Source organism: Bacteroides sp. M10 (genome assembly GCF_014334015.1).
GTDB lineage: Bacteria > Bacteroidota > Bacteroidia > Bacteroidales > Bacteroidaceae > Bacteroides > Bacteroides intestinigallinarum.
On the sequence record NZ_CP060488.1, the window covers coordinates 5772016 to 5792673 of the forward strand.

Consider the following 20658-nt stretch of genomic DNA (forward strand, 5'->3'; position numbering starts at 1 on the left):
CCACAGGCGTTTTCATTCTTCTATTATTTTGATAAAATGTGCAGGAACACCACCTACAACCGTATTCGCTTCCACATCTTTTGTCACTACAGCTCCAGCACCTACAACAGCATTATCACCGATAGTCACTCCCTGAAGAATCGTCGCGTTAGAACCTATCCATACATTCTTACCGAGCACGATAGGTGCAGGATAAGTCGTTTTACGGTCTTGCGGAGCCAACCCGTGATTAAGTGTAGCAAAAATGACATTATGCCCGATTTGACAACCGTCGCCAATAGTCACACCACCATGATCCTGAAAATGACAGCAGGCATTAATAAACACACCCTCACCAACGGTAATATTCTTACCAAAATCCGTATAAAACGGTGGAAAGACCCGGAGCGACGATGGCACCTGATAACCGAACAACCCGGAGAGTAATCGGCGCACTTCGTCCGGTGTATGATATGCCGTATTCAGTTGGAAGGTGATACGTCTTGCCTCATTGCTCATATCGTCCATCAAACGATGTATTTCTTCTGTATTAAGCGCCTTGCGCGTCTTTACATATTCCTTAAATTCCTCGGTAGTCATATTATTTCCTTTCAAAAGATAAAACAGGATTAACAAAAATCATCGTTTGGTCTGTTCGAGTTTGTTATACTCGTCATCTGTAACCGGTTCAAGCCACTCATTGGAAGTGTTTTCACCGGAAACTTCGAAAGCCAGATGAGCAAACCAACTGTCGGCAGCAGCTCCGTGCCAGTGTTTCACATTGGCAGGAATATGAATAACCGTACCAGGCAGAATCTCTACCGCCGGTTTACCTTCTTCCTGATACCAGCCTCGACCGGCTACACCGATAAGCATCTGTCCGCCACCTTTCGTTGCACGGTGAATATGCCAGTTATTGCGGCAACGCGGTTCAAAAGTAACGTTAGAGATATTCACCTGCTCGCGCGAAACCGGAGCAAGATAACTGTTACCAATAAAATACTGTGCATAGGCTGTATTGGGTTCGCCAATAGGGAAAATCATCTCACGCTGGAAAGCTGTTTTGGCATCCTCACCAACAATATCTTCAGACCATACTCCTTTTGCCAAATTGAACGCCGCCCACGCCTTCGGCCAACCTGCATAAAAACCTATATGAGTGATAATCTCTGCGATCTCCGTGCGGGTAATGCCGTTCTTCTTCGCCGACTGAAGATGATAAACGAGCGAATTGTCCGTGATTCCCATACTGATAAGGGAGGTAATGGTTACTAAACTGCGGTCACGCAGACCGAGTTTGTCAGTGCGGCTCCAAACTTCTCCAAAGAGAACATCGTCATTAAGTTCCGCAAACTTGGGGGCAAACGTTCCTAACTGGTCACGTCCTGCCGTCTGTACTATCTTTTCTTGTGCCATAACATTGAGTGTTAAAATACTAAATACTGAAAATAAAAGGAGTTTATTCATAATCATTTCGTTTATTGAATGAAGTTATTAATGCAATTTGCGGGGTTAAGCGGCGTTTGGTCAGAGAGTACGAGAGTCTTAACCATGTGCAGCGTTCCTTGCTTGTACTTTTGAAAATGCTCCGATGCAATATGAGATTTATAAGCCTCCTGACTCGCATAAGTTTCAAGAATAGTTATCCTGACAGGATTCTCTTTTTCGCTGACGGCATACATAGTCAGCACTCCCGGTTCAGTACGCAAGGAGACTTCACCCACTTCGGTCGCATATTTCATATATTCTTCAAGATACTCCGGATAAACCTCAATTTTCGATAGCCGCACAATACCGTCAGCCGCCATAGGTAATTTGGCGCACATACCAGGCTGTTGTTTTGTATCCTTTTTCCCTGTCATACTGCATGATAACATAACGAATAAAGACAAAACACTTAGAATTATTTTTCTCATCATCTTCTATCTTTTCATTGTTAAACTTCTGATTGCAAATTTACTGCGATAAAACGAGTGGGCTTGTATATGATTTACTGATATTTGTACCCAAATCCTCGATTCTGTAATAAAGCCATCTATAATTCAAAGAAAATGAATTATATTTGCGATAAAGAATATAAAAGAAAGGATTATGGAAGAGGTTATTAAACTTGATGAGGTAGATAAATACAACAAACTTTTCGGACTCGAAACACGACACCCGTTGGTAAGTGTTGTTGATCTGTCAAAAGCAACGCAATGGCCGGAACATTGCAAAATCAACTACGGCGTATATGCTCTTTACTTGAAAGATACCTACTGTGGAAATATCATGTATGGGCGCCAGAGTTACGACTATCAGGATGGTACGATTGTCAGCTTTGCTCCAGGCCAAATAGTAGAGACAAAGCTGATTAAAGATGTACAACCAAATGCTCATGGCATCCTGTTTCACCCCGATCTGATTCGTGGCACAGCACTCGGTCAGGAGATCAAGAACTATTCTTTCTTTTCCTACGAAACCCGTGAGGCATTACACCTTTCAGAGGAGGAACGAGAGACCGTGATGGATTGCCTGCATAAGATTGAGATAGAACTGAAACACAACATAGACAAGCACAGCCGCCGATTAATTTGTGCCAATATCGGACTACTGCTCGATTATTGCATGCGTTTCTACGAACGACAGTTCACAACACGCGAAGAAGTGAACAAAGATATCATCGTCCGTTTCGAACGGTTGCTGGATGAGTATTTCGACAACGAGACTCCACTACGAGAGGGATTACCTACCGTTAAATACTTTGCCGACAAAGTATTTCTATCAGCAAACTATTTCGGAGATATGATTAGCAAACAGACGGGACAGACCGCCTCGGAATATATCCAAAATAAACTGATCGAACGCGCCAAAGAAGCTTTGCTGGCAACAGACAAGACTACAAGTGAAATTGCTTACGGATTGGGATTCCAATATCCGCAGCATCTAAGCCGGATGTTCAAGCGGATTACGGGTTGTACCCCCAATGAATTCCGCTCACAAAATTAGTCTTTATACGAAAAGGCGATCTTTATTGTGTAACACATGCTATTTTTTTACTACTAGCTTTAGAGTTATTTTTTCCATATATCAAATTATATGATTCTTCACAGAGTCTTTTTATCTCATCATCCGGCATATCATCATTAAACCGGATGCTAATCCAATATTTGAGACTTGAATTAAAAGGTGCACCTACCGCATAATACATCGCTTTTAGTTCATCAATCACCATTGGATCACATTTAATGGTGCACCTATCAAATTTACTTATATCAAAAAAGCAAAACATTTTGCCTTTCACATAAAAGACAAGTATATCTTTCGCCCAACGAAATGCCCCAAAGGGCATTTTCTCTGTAACACCGGGTAAGGATAAACAAAATTCTCTAAACTCTTCTATATTCATTATAAGTTATACAATTTCTTTTTCTGTTCCGAATTTCTTATCCATCGGGCGGATGAATGACCATGTAGAATGAATAACATGCCACTCTCCATCCGTTTCTTTCTGAAAAACTTCAATACAATTATATTCCATATCAATAAGAGTTGTCTTGGCAAATAGTTGATAGGTCAAAACAGCCATATCTTGCCCAAACTGTACACGAGGATTCGAGAAGTCATAACTGTCGGCAAAAAGTTTCCCTTCGATTGTTTTCAAAAATTCAGCGATAGTGGCATGGTTATCAACACGTTTGGTAACCACTGCATCAAAATAGGAAAAGCTATGTTTCGACCAAAGCTGTTCATATCCTGATGTATCTCCTTTGAACCATTTGTTGAGCGCTGCCTTCTCTAGCCCGATAATGTACTCGGCAAGCCTGTATTCTTCTTCACTGTTATATTGCCATATAGCAGTCACTTTCTGTTGCTCCATATTCTTTCGTTTTTTAAGTTTGCAATTATACAGATTATAATAAACATCACATAACCTGTATATGGATTTATGGATGCAAAGATAAAGGGGTTTATCCAAAAAGCTGTTTCACAAAACGGGAAGTACGTTTCACAATTCGGGACTATTGACGATTATACTCCCGAAACTGACTAGGAGTATCTCCCACACTCTTGCGGAAAAGACGTACAAAATAGGAAGTAGTATTAAAATGAAGTTTTTCGGAAATTTCCGTTATCGACAAAGAAGTATAAATCAGCAAACGCTTTGCCTCATTTATTGCACGGTTCAGGATATATTGTTTGGTAGACATACCAAGATGTTGAGTGATTATCTTATTCAGATAATTAGGGGTGATACACAAGATATCTGCATAATGTTTGACATCACAGTGTGTCTCAAAATCTTCATTCACCTGTTTCTGAAAAGCAGCAATATAACGTAGCACGGCTATTTCGGTATCTGCATTAACTGTAGAAGTGACATTTTCAGCTCTGTTTATTAGTGTAAGTGTCTCATAGAGCATAGCCCTTAACAAATGTTGGTCTTTACTAGAACTATTGTTATCAATCTCCGATTTCATATTCTTATAAAGATAGATCAGCCTCTCAAATAAATCTTCTCCAAGATGCAAGAAAGAAGATGGCCGATCAGAACGCAGATAAACAAATTTGTTCAGGAACAACGGGTCATTAAAGAACGAGAGCAAAAATTCTTCCTCAAAAAGCAAATGTACACCTTTCAGTTTATAGTCTGCCGGCCATGACCAAATATCCCCCGGACGGGAACACGCCACCATTCCTTTTTCAACGCACTGCTTTTGCCCGTTTATTGCAATATCTTCTGCACCATCCATAAACAGAATAATGCTATAAAACGATGTACAATATACAGAAGTCTGGCTGATATCTGCTTTCATGACATCAATGTCTATAACATCTATGAGTAACTCGTTCCCATATTTATGTTTATAGAATTTATATAGAGGTATTGATTTCATCGCTTGGCATTATTTTACTTTGCAAAAGTATACATTTGTATAATCAAAGCAAAATGATATTTGCATCAGGCAGAAGAGAAATATAAAAATAGAATTATACCAACTAATTATTATATCTTTGTACCCATGTTATATATACTTGTAATTGGACAAGCGTCTCTACAAACTACCGTAAATAGTTACTTATAACAGTCAATTAAAAAAAATACTATAGTTATGAGTTACATTACAACTTTTACGGGGAAGCATTTCGACCCCATCCACCCTGTTCCTGAAAAAATTGATGTGAAAGACATCGCTCATGCCTTGTCTTTGATCTGTCGTGCAAACGGTCATACCCGTTTCTTTTATTCTATTGCCCAACATTCTATCGCGTGCTGCAAAGAAGCTAAAACACGAGGGCTTTCCAACCGTATACAGTTGGGATGTTTGTTGCATGACAGCAGCGAAGCTTACATGTCAGATGTGACACGTCCGATAAAAGCCAAACTTACTGAATATCTTAAATTCGAAGATCACCTGCAAAATATGATTTGGAATCATTTTATTAGCGAACCTCTCTCGGATACAGAAAAGAAAGCAATATTTGAAATTGACGACGAGATGCTTTCTTATGAATTCATACACCTTTTGCCTGAAAGTATTTCTGACGATTATAAATTCATTTTATCCAGACCAACATTAGAATTTATAAACCCTACAATCGTTGAGGATGAATTTATAAGTTTATCTGCAGAGATTGGTACCCCCACAAGCTAAATGGCATGCGAACTCTGTTTTTAAAACCGATAAGATACTTTTATCTTCAGACTCTTGACAAAGGACTTTTTATGTTGTATCTTTGAGAGAAGAAAAAGTATAAACAGCATGAAAATAGTAAGAAATAATCATACATAAATCATAAATAACCTGGTATTTTACAATACCACTCCTATACGATATGGGGCAATAGTCGAATGATTATTGCCCCATTTTGTTTATAATTCAGCTTAAAATCTCTCATCTGATTCTAAAACTGTTCTACAATAGTTTATAATAAACTCGAATACCGTTTTACTAAAACTATCAAGAAGTTTATTATAAACAGCATCCGGGTTTATTAAAAACCACGTTTCCTTTTGTCAAAAATAGAGTAAACAAGATTTCTAGGATTCACCATAAAAAGATCTGCTACAACCTTACAAGTAATATAAACATACAATTTTTCATTTACTTCTTTATTTACACAATCGTTTTCCTCCCTCACATTTCATCTCTCTATTTTTCCAATTCGTTAATTAAATCAAAAACTTCAATTACAATTTGCTATATCTACCATATTTTTACATACATTTACGTCTGACACATGTGTCAAACACGAGATCTAATTTAAGATATTTGGTATATGAATGCATATAAAGTGGGGTTAGATATAGGCTCTACTACCGCTAAAATGGTAGTATTGGACAAAGATGGAACTACAGTCTTGTTTTCCGGATACAAAAGGCATCAGGCAAAAATACAAGAATGTTTACTCGGATTTCTTTATCAAATAAAGGAACAGTTGGGTGATATTCCTTTATCTTTCCATATTACGGGCTCTGTTGGAATGGGAATTTCAGAGAAATGCTCTCTGCCGTTTGTGCAAGAGGTTGTAGCTGCAACAAACTATGTGCGCCGGGAGCATCCGCACACAGCCACTATGATCGATATTGGAGGAGAAGATGCGAAAGTTGTTTTCTTTCAGGACGGACAAGCTACAGACCTGCGCATGAATGGAAATTGCGCTGGCGGAACCGGGGCTTTCATTGACCAGATGGCTATTCTGCTTGGAGTCTCCATCGACGAATTGAATGAACTGGCACTTCGTTCCAATCAGGTATACTCTATCGCTTCACGCTGCGGAGTATTCTGCAAAACGGACATACAGAATCTGATAGCCAAAAATATATCCAAAGAAAATATAGCAGCTTCCATTTTCCATGCAGTAGCCGTACAGACCACTGTCACACTTGCACGCGGTTGCAATATCGTAGCTCCGGTATTACTCTGCGGTGGCCCATTGACTTTTATTCCGGCCCTTCGGAAAGCATTTGCCAACTATCTGAATCTGTCACAAGATACAGATTTCATATTACCGGAAAAAGGAAATCTGATCCCTACCTGGGGAGCAGCATTGGCAGAGAGCAATGAAGAAAGTATCCATCTCTCCAACCTGATACAGGTAATAGAAAACAAACTAAGTGTTACCTCGCCTTTCCAGAGTGAGCTTTCTCCTATATTCGACAGTGAGGAAGAATATAGGTCATGGAAAAAGGAAAAAGACCAGTATAAAATTCAATATGCCAGTCTGCGTCCCGGATTGCAGGAAGCAACCATCGGCATAGACTCCGGCTCTACTACCACCAAAATCGTAGTACTCGACAACGATCATCGTATCCTTTACTCCTATTATCACGACAACAACGGAAACCCTATAAAAACAGTAGAGAACGGCCTGCAGAAACTACATGAAGAATGCCGGAGACGGGGAACCACCCTGCGCATAAAAGGAGGATGTTCTACCGGTTATGGAGAAGATCTGATAAAAGCGGCTTTCCACATGGATGCGGGAATCATTGAAACCATCGCTCATTATGCTGCTGCCAAACATATCAGCAAAGAAGTTTCTTTTATCCTGGATATTGGAGGGCAGGATATGAAAGCTATCTTTGTGAACGACGGAGTAATCAACAGAATCGAAATCAATGAAGCCTGTTCCTCCGGTTGCGGTTCTTTTATCAGCACATTTGCGCAATCGCTGGATTACAGTGTGGAGGACTTCGCCAAAGCAGCTTGTTTTTCGCAAGCACCATGTGATCTGGGTACACGTTGCACAGTCTTCATGAACTCCAAAGTAAAACAGGTACTTCGGGAAGGAGCGTCCGTAGCGGATATAGCTGCCGGATTATCTTATTCCGTTGTTAAAAACTGCCTGTATAAGGTTCTGCAATTAAAAGACACGGAGATACTTGGCGACCATATTGTCGTGCAGGGAGGAACCATGCGTAATGATTCCATCGTACGAAGTCTGGAAAAGCTGACCGGGAAACAAACCTTCCGCAGTAACTGTCCTGAATTGATGGGTGCTCTTGGCTGTGCCCTATATGCCAAGCAAATCGAAAATGCCCGGGTGACGGAGCTGAACGAGATGCTCCAATGGGCACAATATACTTCCAAGCAACTTCAATGCCGGGGGTGCGAGAACCAGTGTGCCATCATGCGATATACGTTCAACAGTGAAAACCATTACTTTTCCGGCAACCGATGTGAGAAGGTGTTTTCCAATAAAGGAAGCCATGCGGACAAAGGCATCAATACGTATGATAAAAAGCTGGAATTATTATTCGACCGGAGCGCAGACATTCCACAACCCTTATTCACCATAGGCATTCCACGTATTCTGAATATGTATGAGGAATACCCTTTCTGGCATACCTTATTTACTGCTTGCGGCATTCAGGTACAGTTGTCGGAACCCTCTACATTCAGCAAATACGAGACTGCTGCCGGCATGGTGATGTCTGATAACATCTGCTTCCCTGCCAAACTTGTGCACAGTCATATCCGTAACCTGACGCAACAAAACGTCAACCGGATATTTATGCCGTTCGTCGTTTTCGAGAAAAAGGATAAGCAACAGCAAAACAGCTATAATTGCCCCATCGTTTCCGGTTATTCGGAAGTCATCAAAAGTGTACAGGAAGAGAATATACCGATAGATGCTCCGACTATCACCTTCAAAGATGAAGCGTTGCTGTATAAACAATGCAATGAATATCTGAAATCTTTGGGTATCAGGGATGAGGTATGCAAAAATGCCTTCTCACGCGCATTACAGGAACAATATGCCTTCGAAGAAAAAATTGCAGCCTATAATCAGGAAGTTCTGAACGAGGGACGGGAAAAACACAAACTGATTATCTTACTCGCCGGACGCCCTTACCATAGCGATCCACTGATACAGCACAAAGTTTCGGACATGATTGCTGCGATGGGAGTTTATGTGATAACTGATGATATTGTCCGTCAGCAGGAGATTTCATTGGAAAAAACTCATTACCTCTCTCAATGGGCATTTACCAACCGTATTCTGAAAGCAACCAAGTGGGCGGCAATGCAAGAGGGTGACATACAATATATGCAGATGACTTCTTTTGGCTGCGGTCCGGATGCTTTTCTTATAGATGAGGTGCGTAACTTGCTGAAACGATACGGCAAGAATCTTACTTTGCTCAAGATAGACGATGTTAATAATATCGGCTCCATCAAATTACGAGTCCGCTCGTTGGTGGAAAGCTTGAATTTCAGTTTGAAACATTCTCAAGCGAAAGATCCCGAGCCATTTGTTTCAACTGCTCCTTTCACCAAGAAAGACAAAAAGAAGAAAATCCTCGCTCCATTCTTTACGCCTTTCATTTCACCACTCATTCCATCCATCATGAAAGTGGCCGGATATGAAATGGAGACTTTACCGTTGAGCGACACCGCATCTTGCGACTGGGGATTGAAATACTCCAATAATGAGGTATGTTATCCGGCAACATTGATTGTCGGAGACATAGTAAAAGCCTTTAAAAGCGGACGTTATGATCCTGCCAACACGTGCGTTGCCATCACACAAACCGGTGGACAATGTCGTGCCAGCAACTATATTTCACTGATAAAAAAGGCATTGATTGAGAATGGGTACACCAATACACCGGTGGTATCACTTGCTTTCGGCAGTGGTATCGAAAATGAGCAATCCGGTTTTAAAGTGAACTGGCTCAAGGTTTTGCCAATCATACTTGCGTCTGTGTTATACAGTGATTGTATCGCTAAATTCTATTATGCAGCCGTCGTTCGTGAGAAAGAACGGGGACAGGCCGCCCGTCTGCGCGATCTTTATCTGGATACAGCACAGCCCATCATCCAGAAAAATAAACCGGAGGACTTGTTGAGTTACTTATATCTCGCTGCCAGAGACTTCAACAAAATCTGTGAACAGAGATCCTGTCACAAAGTAGGTATTGTTGGAGAAATATTCCTGAAGTTCAATCCTTTTGCTCAAAAGGACGTCACCTCATGGCTCATCAACCAGAAGATCGAAGTGATTCCGCCACTGATAAGTGATTTCTTCATGCAGGGGTTTGTCAACCTGAAAGTGAGACAGAACCAACACTTGCAGCGAAAACTCACTCCCGACTTTGTTATCGACTGGTTATACAAGAAAGTCCAGAAGCAGATTAATAAAGTGAATGAAATCGGCAAAAGTTTCAATTACTTCACGCCGTTCGAATCAATCTTTGAAAAGGCAGAAAAAGCTAAACAAGTCATCTCCCTGGGCACCCAGTTTGGAGAAGGTTGGCTGATATCCGGTGAAATACTATCCTTTGCTTCCCAAGGAGTCAATCATGTCATTAGCTTGCAACCTTTCGGGTGCATTGCCAATCACATTGTAGAAAAAGGAATAGAAAAACGTATAAAATCGCTGTGCCCTCAAATGAATATACTATCTTTAGACTTTGACAGTAGCGTCAGCGATGTGAACATAACAAACAGATTATTACTTTTTATTGACAACATAAACAACTAAATTATGGCTACAACGGAACATAGCGATTTAGAGCAGCAAATAATAAAAACTGCCCAACAGCTTTTTATAGAAAAAGGATTTGTGGAGACCAGCATGAGTGATATTGCTGCAACGGTAGGAATCAACCGACCCACTTTACATTATTATTTCAGAACCAAAGATAAGATGTTCAAAGCCGTATTCGGCTCGATAGTCATGTCTTTAATGCCGAAAATACAGGATATAGTAAAACAGGATATCCCATTTATGGAGCGACTGAGCATGATTCTGGATGAGTATATTGAGCTTTTCACAAGTAATCCCTGTCTTCCCAGATTCATTTGTGGGGAAATACAGCGTGATGTAAACCACTTGCTTGCCACTGCAAAAGAACTTCAGTTCGGAGATGCTTTATCCCAAGTGAAAGACAGTATACTGACAGCAATGGAAGACGGTAAACTTAAAAAGGTTCCGATACATATTGTATTTCTGACTGTCTACAGCCTATTGAGCTATCCATTTCTTGCCAAGAACCTGATAGTATCTTTATTCTTGGAAGATGAAGCCGCTTTTGCTGATTTCCTGCAAGAATGGAAACAAAACATCATCAACCAATTGCAGAACTTATTGTGTTATGAGGAATAGTATAGACACTATAAAAACAAAAAGAGACTGAATATTCAGTCTCTTTTTGTTTATTACCATTCCAATCATCCCATCTTACACACTATCCGACCACAAAATCTTCCGATTTAAAATTACTATAGAAACGTCCTGAAACAGCAGTAAACTTCAATACACAGTAATCAGGGTCCGTCACTCCCTCCGGATAATACATGGTATCTCCCTCCTGCCAGATCATCTCTTTACTGGCACTATCCGTCAAGACCTCCATCATACCGCGTAACATGACCCCTCTAAAGAATCTCGTATCGCAGAAGTAGATACATGCATGGTTGTTCTCCCGGTATTGTGCCACACGCATGGACGAAGTATTTGTTGTCAGATAAATCGTTTTTATCCCCTCTCTTTTTCTGGGTTGCAGCATCGCTTTGATGGTAGGAAATCCTTCACCGTCTATCGAACCGATAAAAGCTGTTTTCAGCTTATCAATCATGTTGCCTACTGTTTTTTCCGCGTCTCTCATCATTTTACTTTTTTATTATTGGTTTATTATCTGATGCGAAAGTAGAGAAATGCCAGGAAAGCAATGCAATAAAAAGAAAGGTAGAAATAGCACTTTTTACGGTTTGTGCGCTTTACGATACAATAATGGAGTTTCTCCCGTATGCTGCCGGAAGCTACGGATAAAATAAGAAACCGTTGAAAAACAGAGTTCAAATGCAATATCAGCTATAGGAAAGTCCGTATAAACAAGCAGCCTCTTAGCCTCTTCCATCACCTTGCCCTGAATATATTGTTTGGCGCTGAACCCCATGGTCGAGGTTATCATCTCATTCAGATAATTAGGAGTAATGCAGAGCTTATCCGCATAATATTGAACCGAATGTTGCTCTTTTGCATGTGTCGCAACCAAATTCATGAATTTACTTACATGATTATTGAAAACTTCCCTACTTCTGCCCTCCTCCATCGAAGTCATTTTAAGATAAGCACGATCCAACAACATCAGGACTTCATAAAGCAATGCTCTCAAAACGTGTACATCGCCCTGTTGATACGAATCAATCTCCATCTTTATATCATGCAAGGTTTCAAGTATGCGTGTATAAAGCTCATCAGACAAATGCAGTCGCGATGAAAAACTTTCTATCTGAAAAAACGAAAGATGCCGTACAAACAAAGAATCTTTAAAGAGGGAAGACAAAAACTCTTCTTCGAAAATCAGAGCATACCCATTGATGATATGATGAGTATCCCAGTTCCGGATTTCCCCCGGTTTAGAGAAAAGGACGTCACATGGAATTGCTTCATAGGTTTGGTTATCGACTGCAAAAGCTCCCTTACCTTCTGTTATGAAAGTAATATCATAATAGTTGAGAGTGTGGACAGTACTTTTAGCCAGGAACTTCTTCACATACTCCAGTTCTACTACATCGACCAAAAGTTCACTCCCATACTTATGCTTATAAAAAGTATATCGAGGTATTGAGTTTTTCATTCAGAATACAAAAATAGTATTCCTTACCAAATAATCCAAAGACTTTTCAAAATCGATTCGATCGAATAAGCCATGAACCATCTGATAAGGAATACATAGAAAAAATATGTCTAGGTTATATTTCCTATTTAGAACTTCCGGCCAGATACCCCAAACTGGTTACATCTGCCCCCAAGTAATGATTAATGTGCTTCAATGGCACCCTGTACAGAATATCCGGGATTTCCGCCAATAAAGAGAGATACCTTTCCCTTACTGTCAGTTTGCGGGCACTCATATCCTCTTCCTCTTTAAAGTAAAACTGATACTCCATCAGTTGACGGACCAGATTCGCAAATGAAATTGAAGATGCACACAACTCTTCAATCTCCTCTTCACTGATGTAATAAGCAGCACATTTCGTCAGTGTCTTGATAGAATACTGACTTGAATTATAGCATAACACAGCATCACCCGCAGAGAAAAACCGGTTGGTTCTCTCCTCTCCTTCATGAGTGGTATATGTATGCAAAATACCGGAAACAATAATGTACAAGCTCTGCTCTGGCATTGTGGCAGAAGCAATCGTTTCTCCTTTATCCAGATACACCATTTCCATTCGAGCCAACAGCTCTTTCACTTCTCTTTCATCCACCTGATACTCAAAACAGAGTTTCTTCAAATAAGCTTCCATACAAAATAGATTTTAGTTAATATATGTCACTTAAAAACACCTAATTCGACATAGCAGGCATCATTGTGCCTCTCAAATATAATTTCCTTTGGGTATATCGTAAATACCAGATACAAATCAATAATGAAACGACCGTTGAAATGGGTGGAGCAAATCCCATGATAAACAGCGACGAGCTATCTATCTGGCTGAACCAGTATGACAACGGTATACGGAACAGGAAAGTGGCTATCAGACTGTGAATCATCGGGAATAACGAGTTTCCTTGTCCGCTGAAATAAGAATTAATGCAGAACACGAAACTAACCACGATGCAGTCGATGCTATACCCTCGCAAATAATCTGCCGCCATTGCCACCACAGCAGCATCTTTCGTAAAGAAAGCAGTAAGAGTCTCCGGCAGGAATTGCGAATACACGCAAACTGACACACCGAAAACAAGAGCAATCCCAATCCCCGAAGCAAGACATTTATTCATTCTCTTGATAAGTCCCGCTCCATAATTCTGTGCAGTCATGGTTGCCACAGCCGATGATATAGCCATTGGAGGCAGCATAGCAAACACGATGATTTTCTCAACAACACCCAGGGAAGCAGATGCAATGACTCCCATCTGATTGACAATGACAGTGATAATCAGAAAAGAAACATTGATTAAAGCATCCTGCAAAGCAATAGGTGCTCCCAACACCAAGATCTTTTTAGACAGGTTCCGGTTCAATCGAATATCTTTCCGTGAAAAGTCAAAATGGAATCCGTGCCGATATAAGAACCAGAGCGCTATTCCAAAGCTGACTCCTTGTGCAGTTACAGTAGCGATAGCCGCTCCCGTAGCCCCCCAATGGAAATAACCGACCAATATAAAATCGAGCACTATATTTATCACACATGCCAGCCCAACAAAATAAAGTGGTGTTTTAGAATCACCCAGTCCACGCAAAATACCACATACAACATTATATCCCACTATAAACAGAATACCCAGAGAGCATACCAAAATATAGCTTTTCGTATCTGCCATAGCTTCTACGGGAGTATGCATCAGTTCTGCTATCCGACCATGAAAAAGTACCATGACCAAAGTTAGCACTACGCCGGTTATTGAAAACAACCATACGGAAGACCCGATAGTAAAAGCTACTTTCCGATTGTCTTTGGCTCCGGTAGCAATAGCAATCAGCACTGTTGTCCCGGTAGTAATACCCAGAATAATACCTGTTATTGTCTGCATCACCTGACTACCAATAGCTACGGCTGCCACACTTGCCGAATCATCATATTGTCCGACAACGAAAAGGTCAGCCCCGCCATAAAGTGCCTGAAGTACATTAGCAATTAAAAAAGGTACTGCAAACTGCAACAATACCTTCGGTACGCTTCCTTGTGTCAAATCTAACTCTTTCATAGTTTCTTCGATACTTTTCCTCTTTATCTTATTTTGTTACAACATAAAAAAAGTGCCGGACAAGCGAATGATTTGCACCATTCATCTTATCCAGCACTATAATTATTATTATAGCACCCTCCGATGAGGATTTTTATGCCTGTCCCTATTTCAGGGCTGCAAATATGGGCTTTGTTTTCATAATTACCAAATTTTAACCGGTTTTTATTTTCTTATGGAGATGTAACTAGCTATATATCAACTATTATCAGACGAGGTTTGATCTATAGGATCTCCGTTAGAAAAACGAAAGAAAGCTGCCAACCGATCCGGATTCAGCGTATAACGTGCGCGTTCTTTTAATAAGGGTTCCGCATTCATTACGGCACAAGAATGAAAAACCACGGACATCATCGGCCAATCCTTTAACGAATTTCCTACAACTAAGGTGTGTTCAAAAGATAAAGTCAAAGCCTTACATAACTGAATCACCCCCTCTTTTTTACTTGCTTCAGGATGAATGACTGTTATCAGCGGAGCTTTATGAAAGACCTGGCAGGGATTCTCTTTCAACCGGGTAAGAACAGCTTCTCTCTGTTCTTTATCACGTACCAATATACTATACTTGTAAACCACTCCTTCATAACTATGAATAGTGACTTTTGCAGATTCTCCATATACCTCCGGATATACTTTCACCGGCAAACACCTGATCTGACCCGAATAAGATAATAAACCTCCATCTGCAAACACTCCTCCGCTGAATAAATCGAAAAGAGCCTTTCCCAGCTTTTTCTTCGCCTGCTCCACCGACAGAGAAGTGGCAAGATATAAGGAAACGGACTGTGCCATATATCGCAAAGCGTTAGCATAACTTTCAGGAACTTTTCCCTGTGAATCAGTCAGTGTTCCATCCACATCGAAGAAAACAGTCGTAATAAGTGGCTTGTCAGGTATTCGCCAGAACGCCCCTTCTCCCATGATTCGATGTAAAGGGTGATTGTTCAGGTTACTAAACGCAATATAACAATCACAAACCTTCCTCTCGCAAGATAGCGGCACAACAGCTCCATCACCTTGATAAAAATTACCAATCTTCACCCGGCTTCGGGGACAAGCATACATATCCCCTTTCCAATCGATAAAACAATTATTCCTTCCTCCTGCGCAAACTTCCCATTGTGCCGGAGCATTCTTCAAGTCATACTCAAAAAGATTATCCAGTTGACTGAAAAACTGAATATCTTCCTGACTTAATGGTGCCCTTAACCCCTGCATAGCATTAATGAATAAATAAATATCCGGCAAAAGAGTATTCCGTAAATCATTGAGTACGGCCTTTGCAGAGGGATTTCCTACCGCTCCGGCACATACCTGTATTCCCGCATGATGGAGTATATGAATCTGATGCGCAAATTTCTCTACCGAAGTCATCTCTGGATGAAAACTAGCCCAGAGTCTTATCTTACTTATCACAGTGGGAGTCACACGAATCTCATCAAGCCAGTGTTTAGCCGGAAAAGAAAGGTTAGTCTGACAGGAAATTCCAGCCACCTGTGGCAATGCTGCCAAATGCATCATTCCTTTTCGATAATAACGATGGATCAATGCTTCACCGTAAGGAATAATAAATAACTGCAACGGCTCCCCTTTCCATTGTTCAATAGCTGCTATAAAACGATTCCATGCCTGTTCATCCTGGGTCGTATCTGCCAGATGCGACTTCTTGCCGAAAGGGCAATAAGAACAGGTATAGTTGCAGCTATTCAATTTGCCGCGATAATATATACGCTTGAAGGAAAGTAAAGAGCTTTCGTTTTCCATTTCTATTTCGTTCAATAAGAATAAGTTTCCATCAGTTCTCTTATTTCAGGAGTAATGAACAACTGACCAATATAATCGGAGTATGCCATTCCTTCGGAAGTCAGACAAACACGACCGTTATCCGTATCTTCTATCCATTGCCGTTCAGCTAACTGTCGGAACAACGTCACATTATCCGGTGATTCTCCAAAGCGACGCTTATATTCGGTCTTGTCAAGCCCCATATAATACATCAGATTCTTAATGATAAAACGTTGCCGCCGTTCTTCCTGCGAAAGAATAAATCCATTACGAGCCACTGTAAAATCAGTAGTGCCCATATAATCATCTATCTCTCCGGCAATACAACGCTGGCAAACAGTATACCGGGTGGCATAATGCAAATTACCCAGGTAACTGCGTCCCCCGGAGCCACACGACAGCATCACTTCATCCCCACATGAGATTTCCGCATCAGTAGACGGATGATGAATAAAACGTCGCATCGAAGTTTGTAGAAAACCTCTGTCTTTCAACAAATCACAAGCAGCACAATACATCTGAAAACAGACATCGTCGGATTCCCGCTCCGTGATAGCCGTTCCCGGTCGTACATATAGCGGATAGATAAAGAGTTCGTTAGGCTGAAACAGAAGAGCCTGTTCCAATGAATAAAGAAAACTGGCTACAGTTTGTCCTTTGATTCCGTAAATCAAATCAATATTAAAAATTGGGAATTGCCTCTTCCGGATAGCCTCCAGCGCCTGATTAATCATGTCTTGCCGGGGACGTCTTTTCAAAGCTGTTAATTCTTCGTCAAGGAAACTCTGTACGCCAATACTCACACGAGCCACTCCTGCTTGCTTCAACAAGTCCAAACGGGCAGGATCGGCATATTCCGGCGATGTTTCTACGGAAGTAAAGGTATGTGAAGGATGCACTCCGAATAAGGCAGCCGTATCCAGTAAGTATTCCAGTTGAGGAACAGTGAGGAGCAACGGTGTGCCTCCTCCAATGGCGAAACTATCAAATGCCAGTCCGGCGGTGAGTGGAGATAACTGTTGCGCCTGCTTGTGAAGAGTTTCCAAATAAGTTGCGATATAATCCGCACGATTTGTTTGCAGAGAAAACAGGTTGCAATATCCACATTTATGACTACAAAAAGGAATATGGAAATAAAGCGATGCTTTCTGTCCTTCCACCTGTTTCAGGTAAGGAACCAGCGAAACCGGGGAGGGAAAAGAACGATAAGCAGTTTTATGTGGATAACTATACATATAGTCTACATATCGTGGTAGCGGTTGATTCATTTTTTCGTTAAAATAAAGTGTTTGTAAGGGACTGTATAAACCGTTTCGTGGGATATGCAATGATATTCATATCCATCCTCTCCATAGCAAGTGCCATGATCGGAAAGAGCAATCACCAGCGTATTTCCCCGCTTCTGAAAGGCCTGAAATAAACGGGGTAGCTGACTGTCGACATATTGCAGCGCGGCAGCGTGTGATTCCTTATCATCCTTCATTTTGCCTTCCACATAATGGCAGTTCGGATAATGAATAGCAGAAAAATTGATATACATAAAAATCCGTTTGTCCTCCGGATAGTTTTCGAGTTTCTTCAATGCAAAATCAATTTGTTTTTCAGTACTATCGGGTGCCGTGCATCCAAAGGTCGGCAGCCAATAACTTTTAGTAAAGTAACCGGGAAACACACGCCCCAGTTCATTACGCTTGCTGAAGAAGTTCACCCCTCCTATACAAATCGTTTCATAACCTACATTGGCAAGGCTTTGCACAAAAGTTGCTTCCGTAAACGGATAACTTCCCGCAGGCGGAATACGTCCCGTACCAGCTTGCACAGGGAAAAACAACCACTTACGGCTGCGTAGCGAATGAGGTTCCGCCGGAGAAGGCAGAAATCCTGCAAAGATGGCAAAATGAGACGGGTAAGTAAAATTTCCCGGCGCATGTCTTTTTTCCCATTCTCCTCCGTGACTGTTCAGTACCGGTGTTCTTCCTGCCGCTTCTTCCTCCTTGCTAACATCATAACGCAAGGTATCAAAGCAAAGCATCAATATATCATGAGTACCCACCACCTGATTCATATCCAGATCCGGATTTTGGGTCTGTTCGCCAGCCGGCAGTTCATCTATTTGCATGGTTATATCTCTTTTTTATGTTTTTTATCTGTTGAATATAAATAGAATTATGAGCAAACATATCCTGATACACATGATCTCCCTGTCCGTTGACTTCTATTATATAAGGAATATCTGTTCCTCTCTCCATCAGGACATCCACTCCGGCATACTGCAAATCCAAAGATTGGACCGCTTCCTGACACTGATAATAGATTTGTTGCCGCACTACTTCCGGCAAAGACAACTCGTTCCACCAATGTGCCTTATTGTTCAGATGCAGATTGGTTATGCTTCCTTTACTACATCTCACAACGATATAATCAATTTCAGATTCCCGGCACACTACCCGGAGATCATAATTCTCTCCCTGCAACTGCTCTTTAGGAATCCATTCTTCTAAAATAGCTTCTGTTTGCATCACCGCTTCCGCCAACGGGATCATCTCTTTTTCCGTACTCAAACGGTGGATACGTTTGGTGTTATGAATGACTCCGTCCACTTGTTGCAAGGTAGTATAGACTACCCATTTATTCCGGCTGGGTTGATAGCGAACAGCCATAATGCCTCCCGCCCCCGAACCGTAACGGGGTTTCAAAAAGCATCCTCTACCGCAACCGGCAAGAAGCTCTCTCAACTCATCAAAAGAATGGGGAGAAGGTAACATCGGAGTCACTCTCAAACCTCTATCCACCAGCACTTGTTTAGTATCCTTTTTATCAAGAGCACGTAACAAAGCATGGGGAGTATTCAAAAAGCACACGTCATCAGATAGCCTCATCTCGCCCAAACGTTGCAGTGTTTCCTTATATGCCTGATTCAACAGCGCATATTTCTGGAAATCCGTTTCATCGCTTACACAAGGTTCCAGTTTGATAACTGCCTGCCGTAATTGCGGCAAGCAGTTAAAAAGTTCCCCGTAAGTCATAAAACGAACTTCCGTCTGCAAGTGTTTGCCTGCTTCAATAAAGTATTCTATACGTTTGGACAGAGAGTTGCTGACAACGATTATCTGCATCTCCTATTCTGTAATCATCGGGTAATACCACAATTCACCATCATATTCATCCACCTCTTCAGTTTCAGCAATATCTATTTTCATAGGAAGATTCTGCAGCTGTTTCTTCATATCCTTGCTCAAATAATTGTAGCGCATATTGATAAACTTCAAATGAGCGATCTTATCCATATTATCCAGCAATAATTGGGCACCTTCATCTTTGAGAGTACCGGCCGAAACATCCATTGTTTCAAGTTGGGGAAGAATATCCGACTCCAGGAACATTTCTACAATCTTGTCCTGTTCTTCAGAATTGACGATCCCCAGATAAGTCAGCTTCGGGAAACGTTCTTTGGAGAACAACGGACGGAATATCTCAATATCAGCTTCAAATCCATAATCTTCCACACCAACATATAGAATCAGTTTTTCCAGATTGGGGAAATCAGAACCAAGAATATCTTCTACCACTTCAGTAGGCAGGCCACCACTGATAATTTCCAGTGACCGCAACTCCGGCCGTGAAGTCTTTCCCAAACGCAGATTATTGGTTCCTTTGATTTTCAGATCCTTCAATTTAGGCATGGCATCGAGCAGCGGACTAATATCAGCTTGTTCAATCCATGAAATCTCCTGTTCTTCCTGCTCAATATCTCCCCAGAACAAGCCTTCTATTTGTGCGAACTTCTCCTTATTTTCAATCATTCCCTGTAATAAGGCAGAACAGTCGCCACCCTCATAATCCCAACAACCGATTGTTATTTGTTTATATTCAGAGAGATGTTTATCTTTCAATATCTTATCCAGAAGATTCACATTATTTTCATACTCATCGTAACTCAAAGTATATTTCTTGGCTTCCACTTTCATTTCACGTGCAGTTTCTTCAGCAGTTTCCACATACCCTTTTTTGGTCTTTTCCGCAATCAGTTTGCCGGCTGCTTTTTCAGCCTCTTCAGTCGTTGCGTAGTTTTTCACTTGTGTTTGTCCATCGGTCCCCAACTTACCATAGTTTACAGTAACATCTGTTCCGACTACATCTATACTCCAGAATTTCTGCGATTTAAAATCTTGAAAAACGAATACTCTCTTCATAATACAGTTT

Annotated in this window: 18 protein-coding genes, 1 pseudogene and 1 riboswitch; of the genes and pseudogenes, 4 read left to right on the forward strand and 15 right to left on the reverse strand. The window is 41.1% G+C overall.

Annotated features, from left to right (window positions below; translation table 11 throughout):
• Positions 1-12 precede the first annotated feature (12 nt).
• From H8796_RS21445 to H8796_RS21455, 3 genes and pseudogenes are all read right to left on the reverse strand, one after another.
• Positions 13-579 (reverse strand): sugar O-acetyltransferase, encoded by a 567-nt coding sequence (locus H8796_RS21445; RefSeq protein ID WP_117935031.1) that lies wholly within the window; start codon positions 577-579, stop codon positions 13-15.
• A gap of 39 nt (positions 580-618) precedes the next feature.
• A complete protein-coding gene (locus tag H8796_RS21450; protein ID WP_004304034.1) occupies positions 619-1446 on the reverse strand; it encodes a carboxymuconolactone decarboxylase family protein in 828 nt (275 codons plus the stop codon).
• Between the two features lie 11 nt (positions 1447-1457).
• Positions 1458-1814, reverse strand: a pseudogene (locus tag H8796_RS21455) (putative quinol monooxygenase); the annotation flags it as partial.
• Positions 1815-2070: 256 nt separating this feature from the next.
• Here H8796_RS21455 and H8796_RS21460 point away from each other — a divergent pair.
• Complete coding sequence (locus H8796_RS21460; protein WP_117934940.1) at positions 2071-2967, forward strand: AraC family transcriptional regulator; 897 nt, start codon at positions 2071-2073, stop codon at positions 2965-2967.
• 22 nt (positions 2968-2989) lie between these two features.
• Here H8796_RS21460 and H8796_RS21465 read toward each other — a convergent pair whose 3' ends face one another.
• The 3 genes from H8796_RS21465 to H8796_RS21475 all read right to left on the reverse strand — a co-directional run bounded on the left by H8796_RS21465 (position 2990) and on the right by H8796_RS21475 (position 4856).
• Complete coding sequence (locus tag H8796_RS21465; RefSeq protein WP_117934942.1) at positions 2990-3367, reverse strand: MmcQ/YjbR family DNA-binding protein; 378 nt, start codon at positions 3365-3367, stop codon at positions 2990-2992.
• A gap of 6 nt (positions 3368-3373) precedes the next feature.
• On the reverse strand, positions 3374-3838 hold the full coding sequence (locus H8796_RS21470) for a DUF4440 domain-containing protein (protein WP_117934944.1): 465 nt from the start codon (positions 3836-3838) through the stop codon (positions 3374-3376).
• Between the two features lie 142 nt (positions 3839-3980).
• Positions 3981-4856 (reverse strand): AraC family transcriptional regulator, encoded by an 876-nt coding sequence (locus tag H8796_RS21475; protein ID WP_117934946.1) that lies wholly within the window; start codon positions 4854-4856, stop codon positions 3981-3983.
• Between the two features lie 109 nt (positions 4857-4965).
• Positions 4966-5062: riboswitch (purine riboswitch) on the forward strand.
• 10 nt (positions 5063-5072) lie between these two features.
• Between H8796_RS21475 and H8796_RS21480 the strand changes: the two genes are divergently transcribed.
• From H8796_RS21480 to H8796_RS21490, 3 genes are all read left to right on the forward strand, one after another.
• A complete protein-coding gene (locus H8796_RS21480; RefSeq protein ID WP_117934948.1) occupies positions 5073-5615 on the forward strand; it encodes a phosphohydrolase in 543 nt (180 codons plus the stop codon).
• Between the two features lie 625 nt (positions 5616-6240).
• Positions 6241-10452 carry an acyl-CoA dehydratase activase gene (locus H8796_RS21485; RefSeq protein ID WP_117934950.1) on the forward strand — a complete coding sequence of 1404 codons (4212 nt, stop codon included), beginning with the start codon at positions 6241-6243 and terminating at the stop codon, positions 10450-10452.
• Between the two features lie 3 nt (positions 10453-10455).
• Positions 10456-11076, forward strand: coding sequence for a TetR/AcrR family transcriptional regulator (locus H8796_RS21490; RefSeq protein WP_004304037.1), 621 nt, complete (start codon positions 10456-10458; stop codon positions 11074-11076).
• Positions 11077-11158: 82 nt separating this feature from the next.
• On the opposite strand, the gene H8796_RS21495 is transcribed toward H8796_RS21490, so the two are convergent.
• From H8796_RS21495 to H8796_RS21535, 9 genes are all read right to left on the reverse strand, one after another.
• The gene (locus H8796_RS21495) at positions 11159-11581 is read right to left on the reverse strand and encodes a pyridoxamine 5'-phosphate oxidase family protein (protein WP_187343871.1); all 423 of its coding nucleotides are present in this window, start codon (positions 11579-11581) and stop codon (positions 11159-11161) included.
• Between the two features lie 93 nt (positions 11582-11674).
• Positions 11675-12553: an AraC family transcriptional regulator gene (locus H8796_RS21500; RefSeq protein ID WP_117934954.1), complete on the reverse strand. Its 879-nt coding sequence runs from the start codon at positions 12551-12553 to the stop codon at positions 11675-11677.
• Between the two features lie 124 nt (positions 12554-12677).
• Positions 12678-13226, reverse strand: coding sequence for a Crp/Fnr family transcriptional regulator (locus H8796_RS21505; protein ID WP_117934956.1), 549 nt, complete (start codon positions 13224-13226; stop codon positions 12678-12680).
• 40 nt (positions 13227-13266) lie between these two features.
• Positions 13267-14631: an MATE family efflux transporter gene (locus H8796_RS21510; protein ID WP_008648610.1), complete on the reverse strand. Its 1365-nt coding sequence runs from the start codon at positions 14629-14631 to the stop codon at positions 13267-13269.
• Between the two features lie 237 nt (positions 14632-14868).
• Positions 14869-16434 (reverse strand): STM4011 family radical SAM protein, encoded by a 1566-nt coding sequence (locus H8796_RS21515; protein WP_117935033.1) that lies wholly within the window; start codon positions 16432-16434, stop codon positions 14869-14871.
• A gap of 11 nt (positions 16435-16445) precedes the next feature.
• Positions 16446-17723 carry an STM4012 family radical SAM protein gene (locus tag H8796_RS21520; protein WP_117934958.1) on the reverse strand — a complete coding sequence of 426 codons (1278 nt, stop codon included), beginning with the start codon at positions 17721-17723 and terminating at the stop codon, positions 16446-16448.
• Positions 17720-18574 (reverse strand): STM4013/SEN3800 family hydrolase, encoded by an 855-nt coding sequence (locus H8796_RS21525; RefSeq protein ID WP_004297058.1) that lies wholly within the window; start codon positions 18572-18574, stop codon positions 17720-17722. Before H8796_RS21525 ends, H8796_RS21520 begins: the two co-directional genes overlap by 4 nt.
• Entirely contained in the window at positions 18561-19571 is a 1011-nt protein-coding gene (locus H8796_RS21530) for an STM4014 family protein (protein WP_117934960.1), read from the reverse strand. The genes H8796_RS21525 and H8796_RS21530 overlap by 14 nt, the downstream gene beginning before the upstream one ends.
• A gap of 3 nt (positions 19572-19574) precedes the next feature.
• Positions 19575-20648, reverse strand: a complete 1074-nt coding sequence (locus H8796_RS21535) for an STM4015 family protein (protein ID WP_117935035.1) — start codon at positions 20646-20648, stop codon at positions 19575-19577.
• Positions 20649-20658 lie beyond the last annotated feature (10 nt).

Excerpts from the sequence above, each read along its gene's own strand:
- H8796_RS21525 (WP_004297058.1), bottom strand. The coding sequence starts at position 18,574 with ATGCAAATAGATGAACTGCCGGCTGGCGAACAGACCCAAAATCCGGAT.
- H8796_RS21490 (WP_004304037.1), top strand. The coding sequence starts at position 10,456 with ATGGCTACAACGGAACATAGCGATTTAGAGCAGCAAATAATAAAAACT.
- H8796_RS21505 (WP_117934956.1), bottom strand. The coding sequence starts at position 13,226 with ATGGAAGCTTATTTGAAGAAACTCTGTTTTGAGTATCAGGTGGATGAA.
- H8796_RS21475 (WP_117934946.1), bottom strand. The coding sequence starts at position 4,856 with ATGAAATCAATACCTCTATATAAATTCTATAAACATAAATATGGGAAC.
- H8796_RS21530 (WP_117934960.1), bottom strand. The coding sequence starts at position 19,571 with ATGCAGATAATCGTTGTCAGCAACTCTCTGTCCAAACGTATAGAATAC.
- H8796_RS21470 (WP_117934944.1), bottom strand. The coding sequence starts at position 3,838 with ATGGAGCAACAGAAAGTGACTGCTATATGGCAATATAACAGTGAAGAA.
- H8796_RS21485 (WP_117934950.1), top strand. The coding sequence starts at position 6,241 with ATGAATGCATATAAAGTGGGGTTAGATATAGGCTCTACTACCGCTAAA.
- H8796_RS21510 (WP_008648610.1), bottom strand. The coding sequence starts at position 14,631 with ATGAAAGAGTTAGATTTGACACAAGGAAGCGTACCGAAGGTATTGTTG.
- H8796_RS21450 (WP_004304034.1), bottom strand. The coding sequence starts at position 1,446 with ATGAATAAACTCCTTTTATTTTCAGTATTTAGTATTTTAACACTCAAT.
- H8796_RS21480 (WP_117934948.1), top strand. The coding sequence starts at position 5,073 with ATGAGTTACATTACAACTTTTACGGGGAAGCATTTCGACCCCATCCAC.
- H8796_RS21495 (WP_187343871.1), bottom strand. The coding sequence starts at position 11,581 with ATGATGAGAGACGCGGAAAAAACAGTAGGCAACATGATTGATAAGCTG.
- H8796_RS21515 (WP_117935033.1), bottom strand. The coding sequence starts at position 16,434 with ATGGAAAACGAAAGCTCTTTACTTTCCTTCAAGCGTATATATTATCGC.
- H8796_RS21535 (WP_117935035.1), bottom strand. The coding sequence starts at position 20,648 with ATGAAGAGAGTATTCGTTTTTCAAGATTTTAAATCGCAGAAATTCTGG.
- H8796_RS21445 (WP_117935031.1), bottom strand. The coding sequence starts at position 579 with ATGACTACCGAGGAATTTAAGGAATATGTAAAGACGCGCAAGGCGCTT.
- H8796_RS21465 (WP_117934942.1), bottom strand. The coding sequence starts at position 3,367 with ATGAATATAGAAGAGTTTAGAGAATTTTGTTTATCCTTACCCGGTGTT.
- H8796_RS21460 (WP_117934940.1), top strand. The coding sequence starts at position 2,071 with ATGGAAGAGGTTATTAAACTTGATGAGGTAGATAAATACAACAAACTT.
- H8796_RS21520 (WP_117934958.1), bottom strand. The coding sequence starts at position 17,723 with ATGAATCAACCGCTACCACGATATGTAGACTATATGTATAGTTATCCA.
- H8796_RS21500 (WP_117934954.1), bottom strand. The coding sequence starts at position 12,553 with ATGAAAAACTCAATACCTCGATATACTTTTTATAAGCATAAGTATGGG.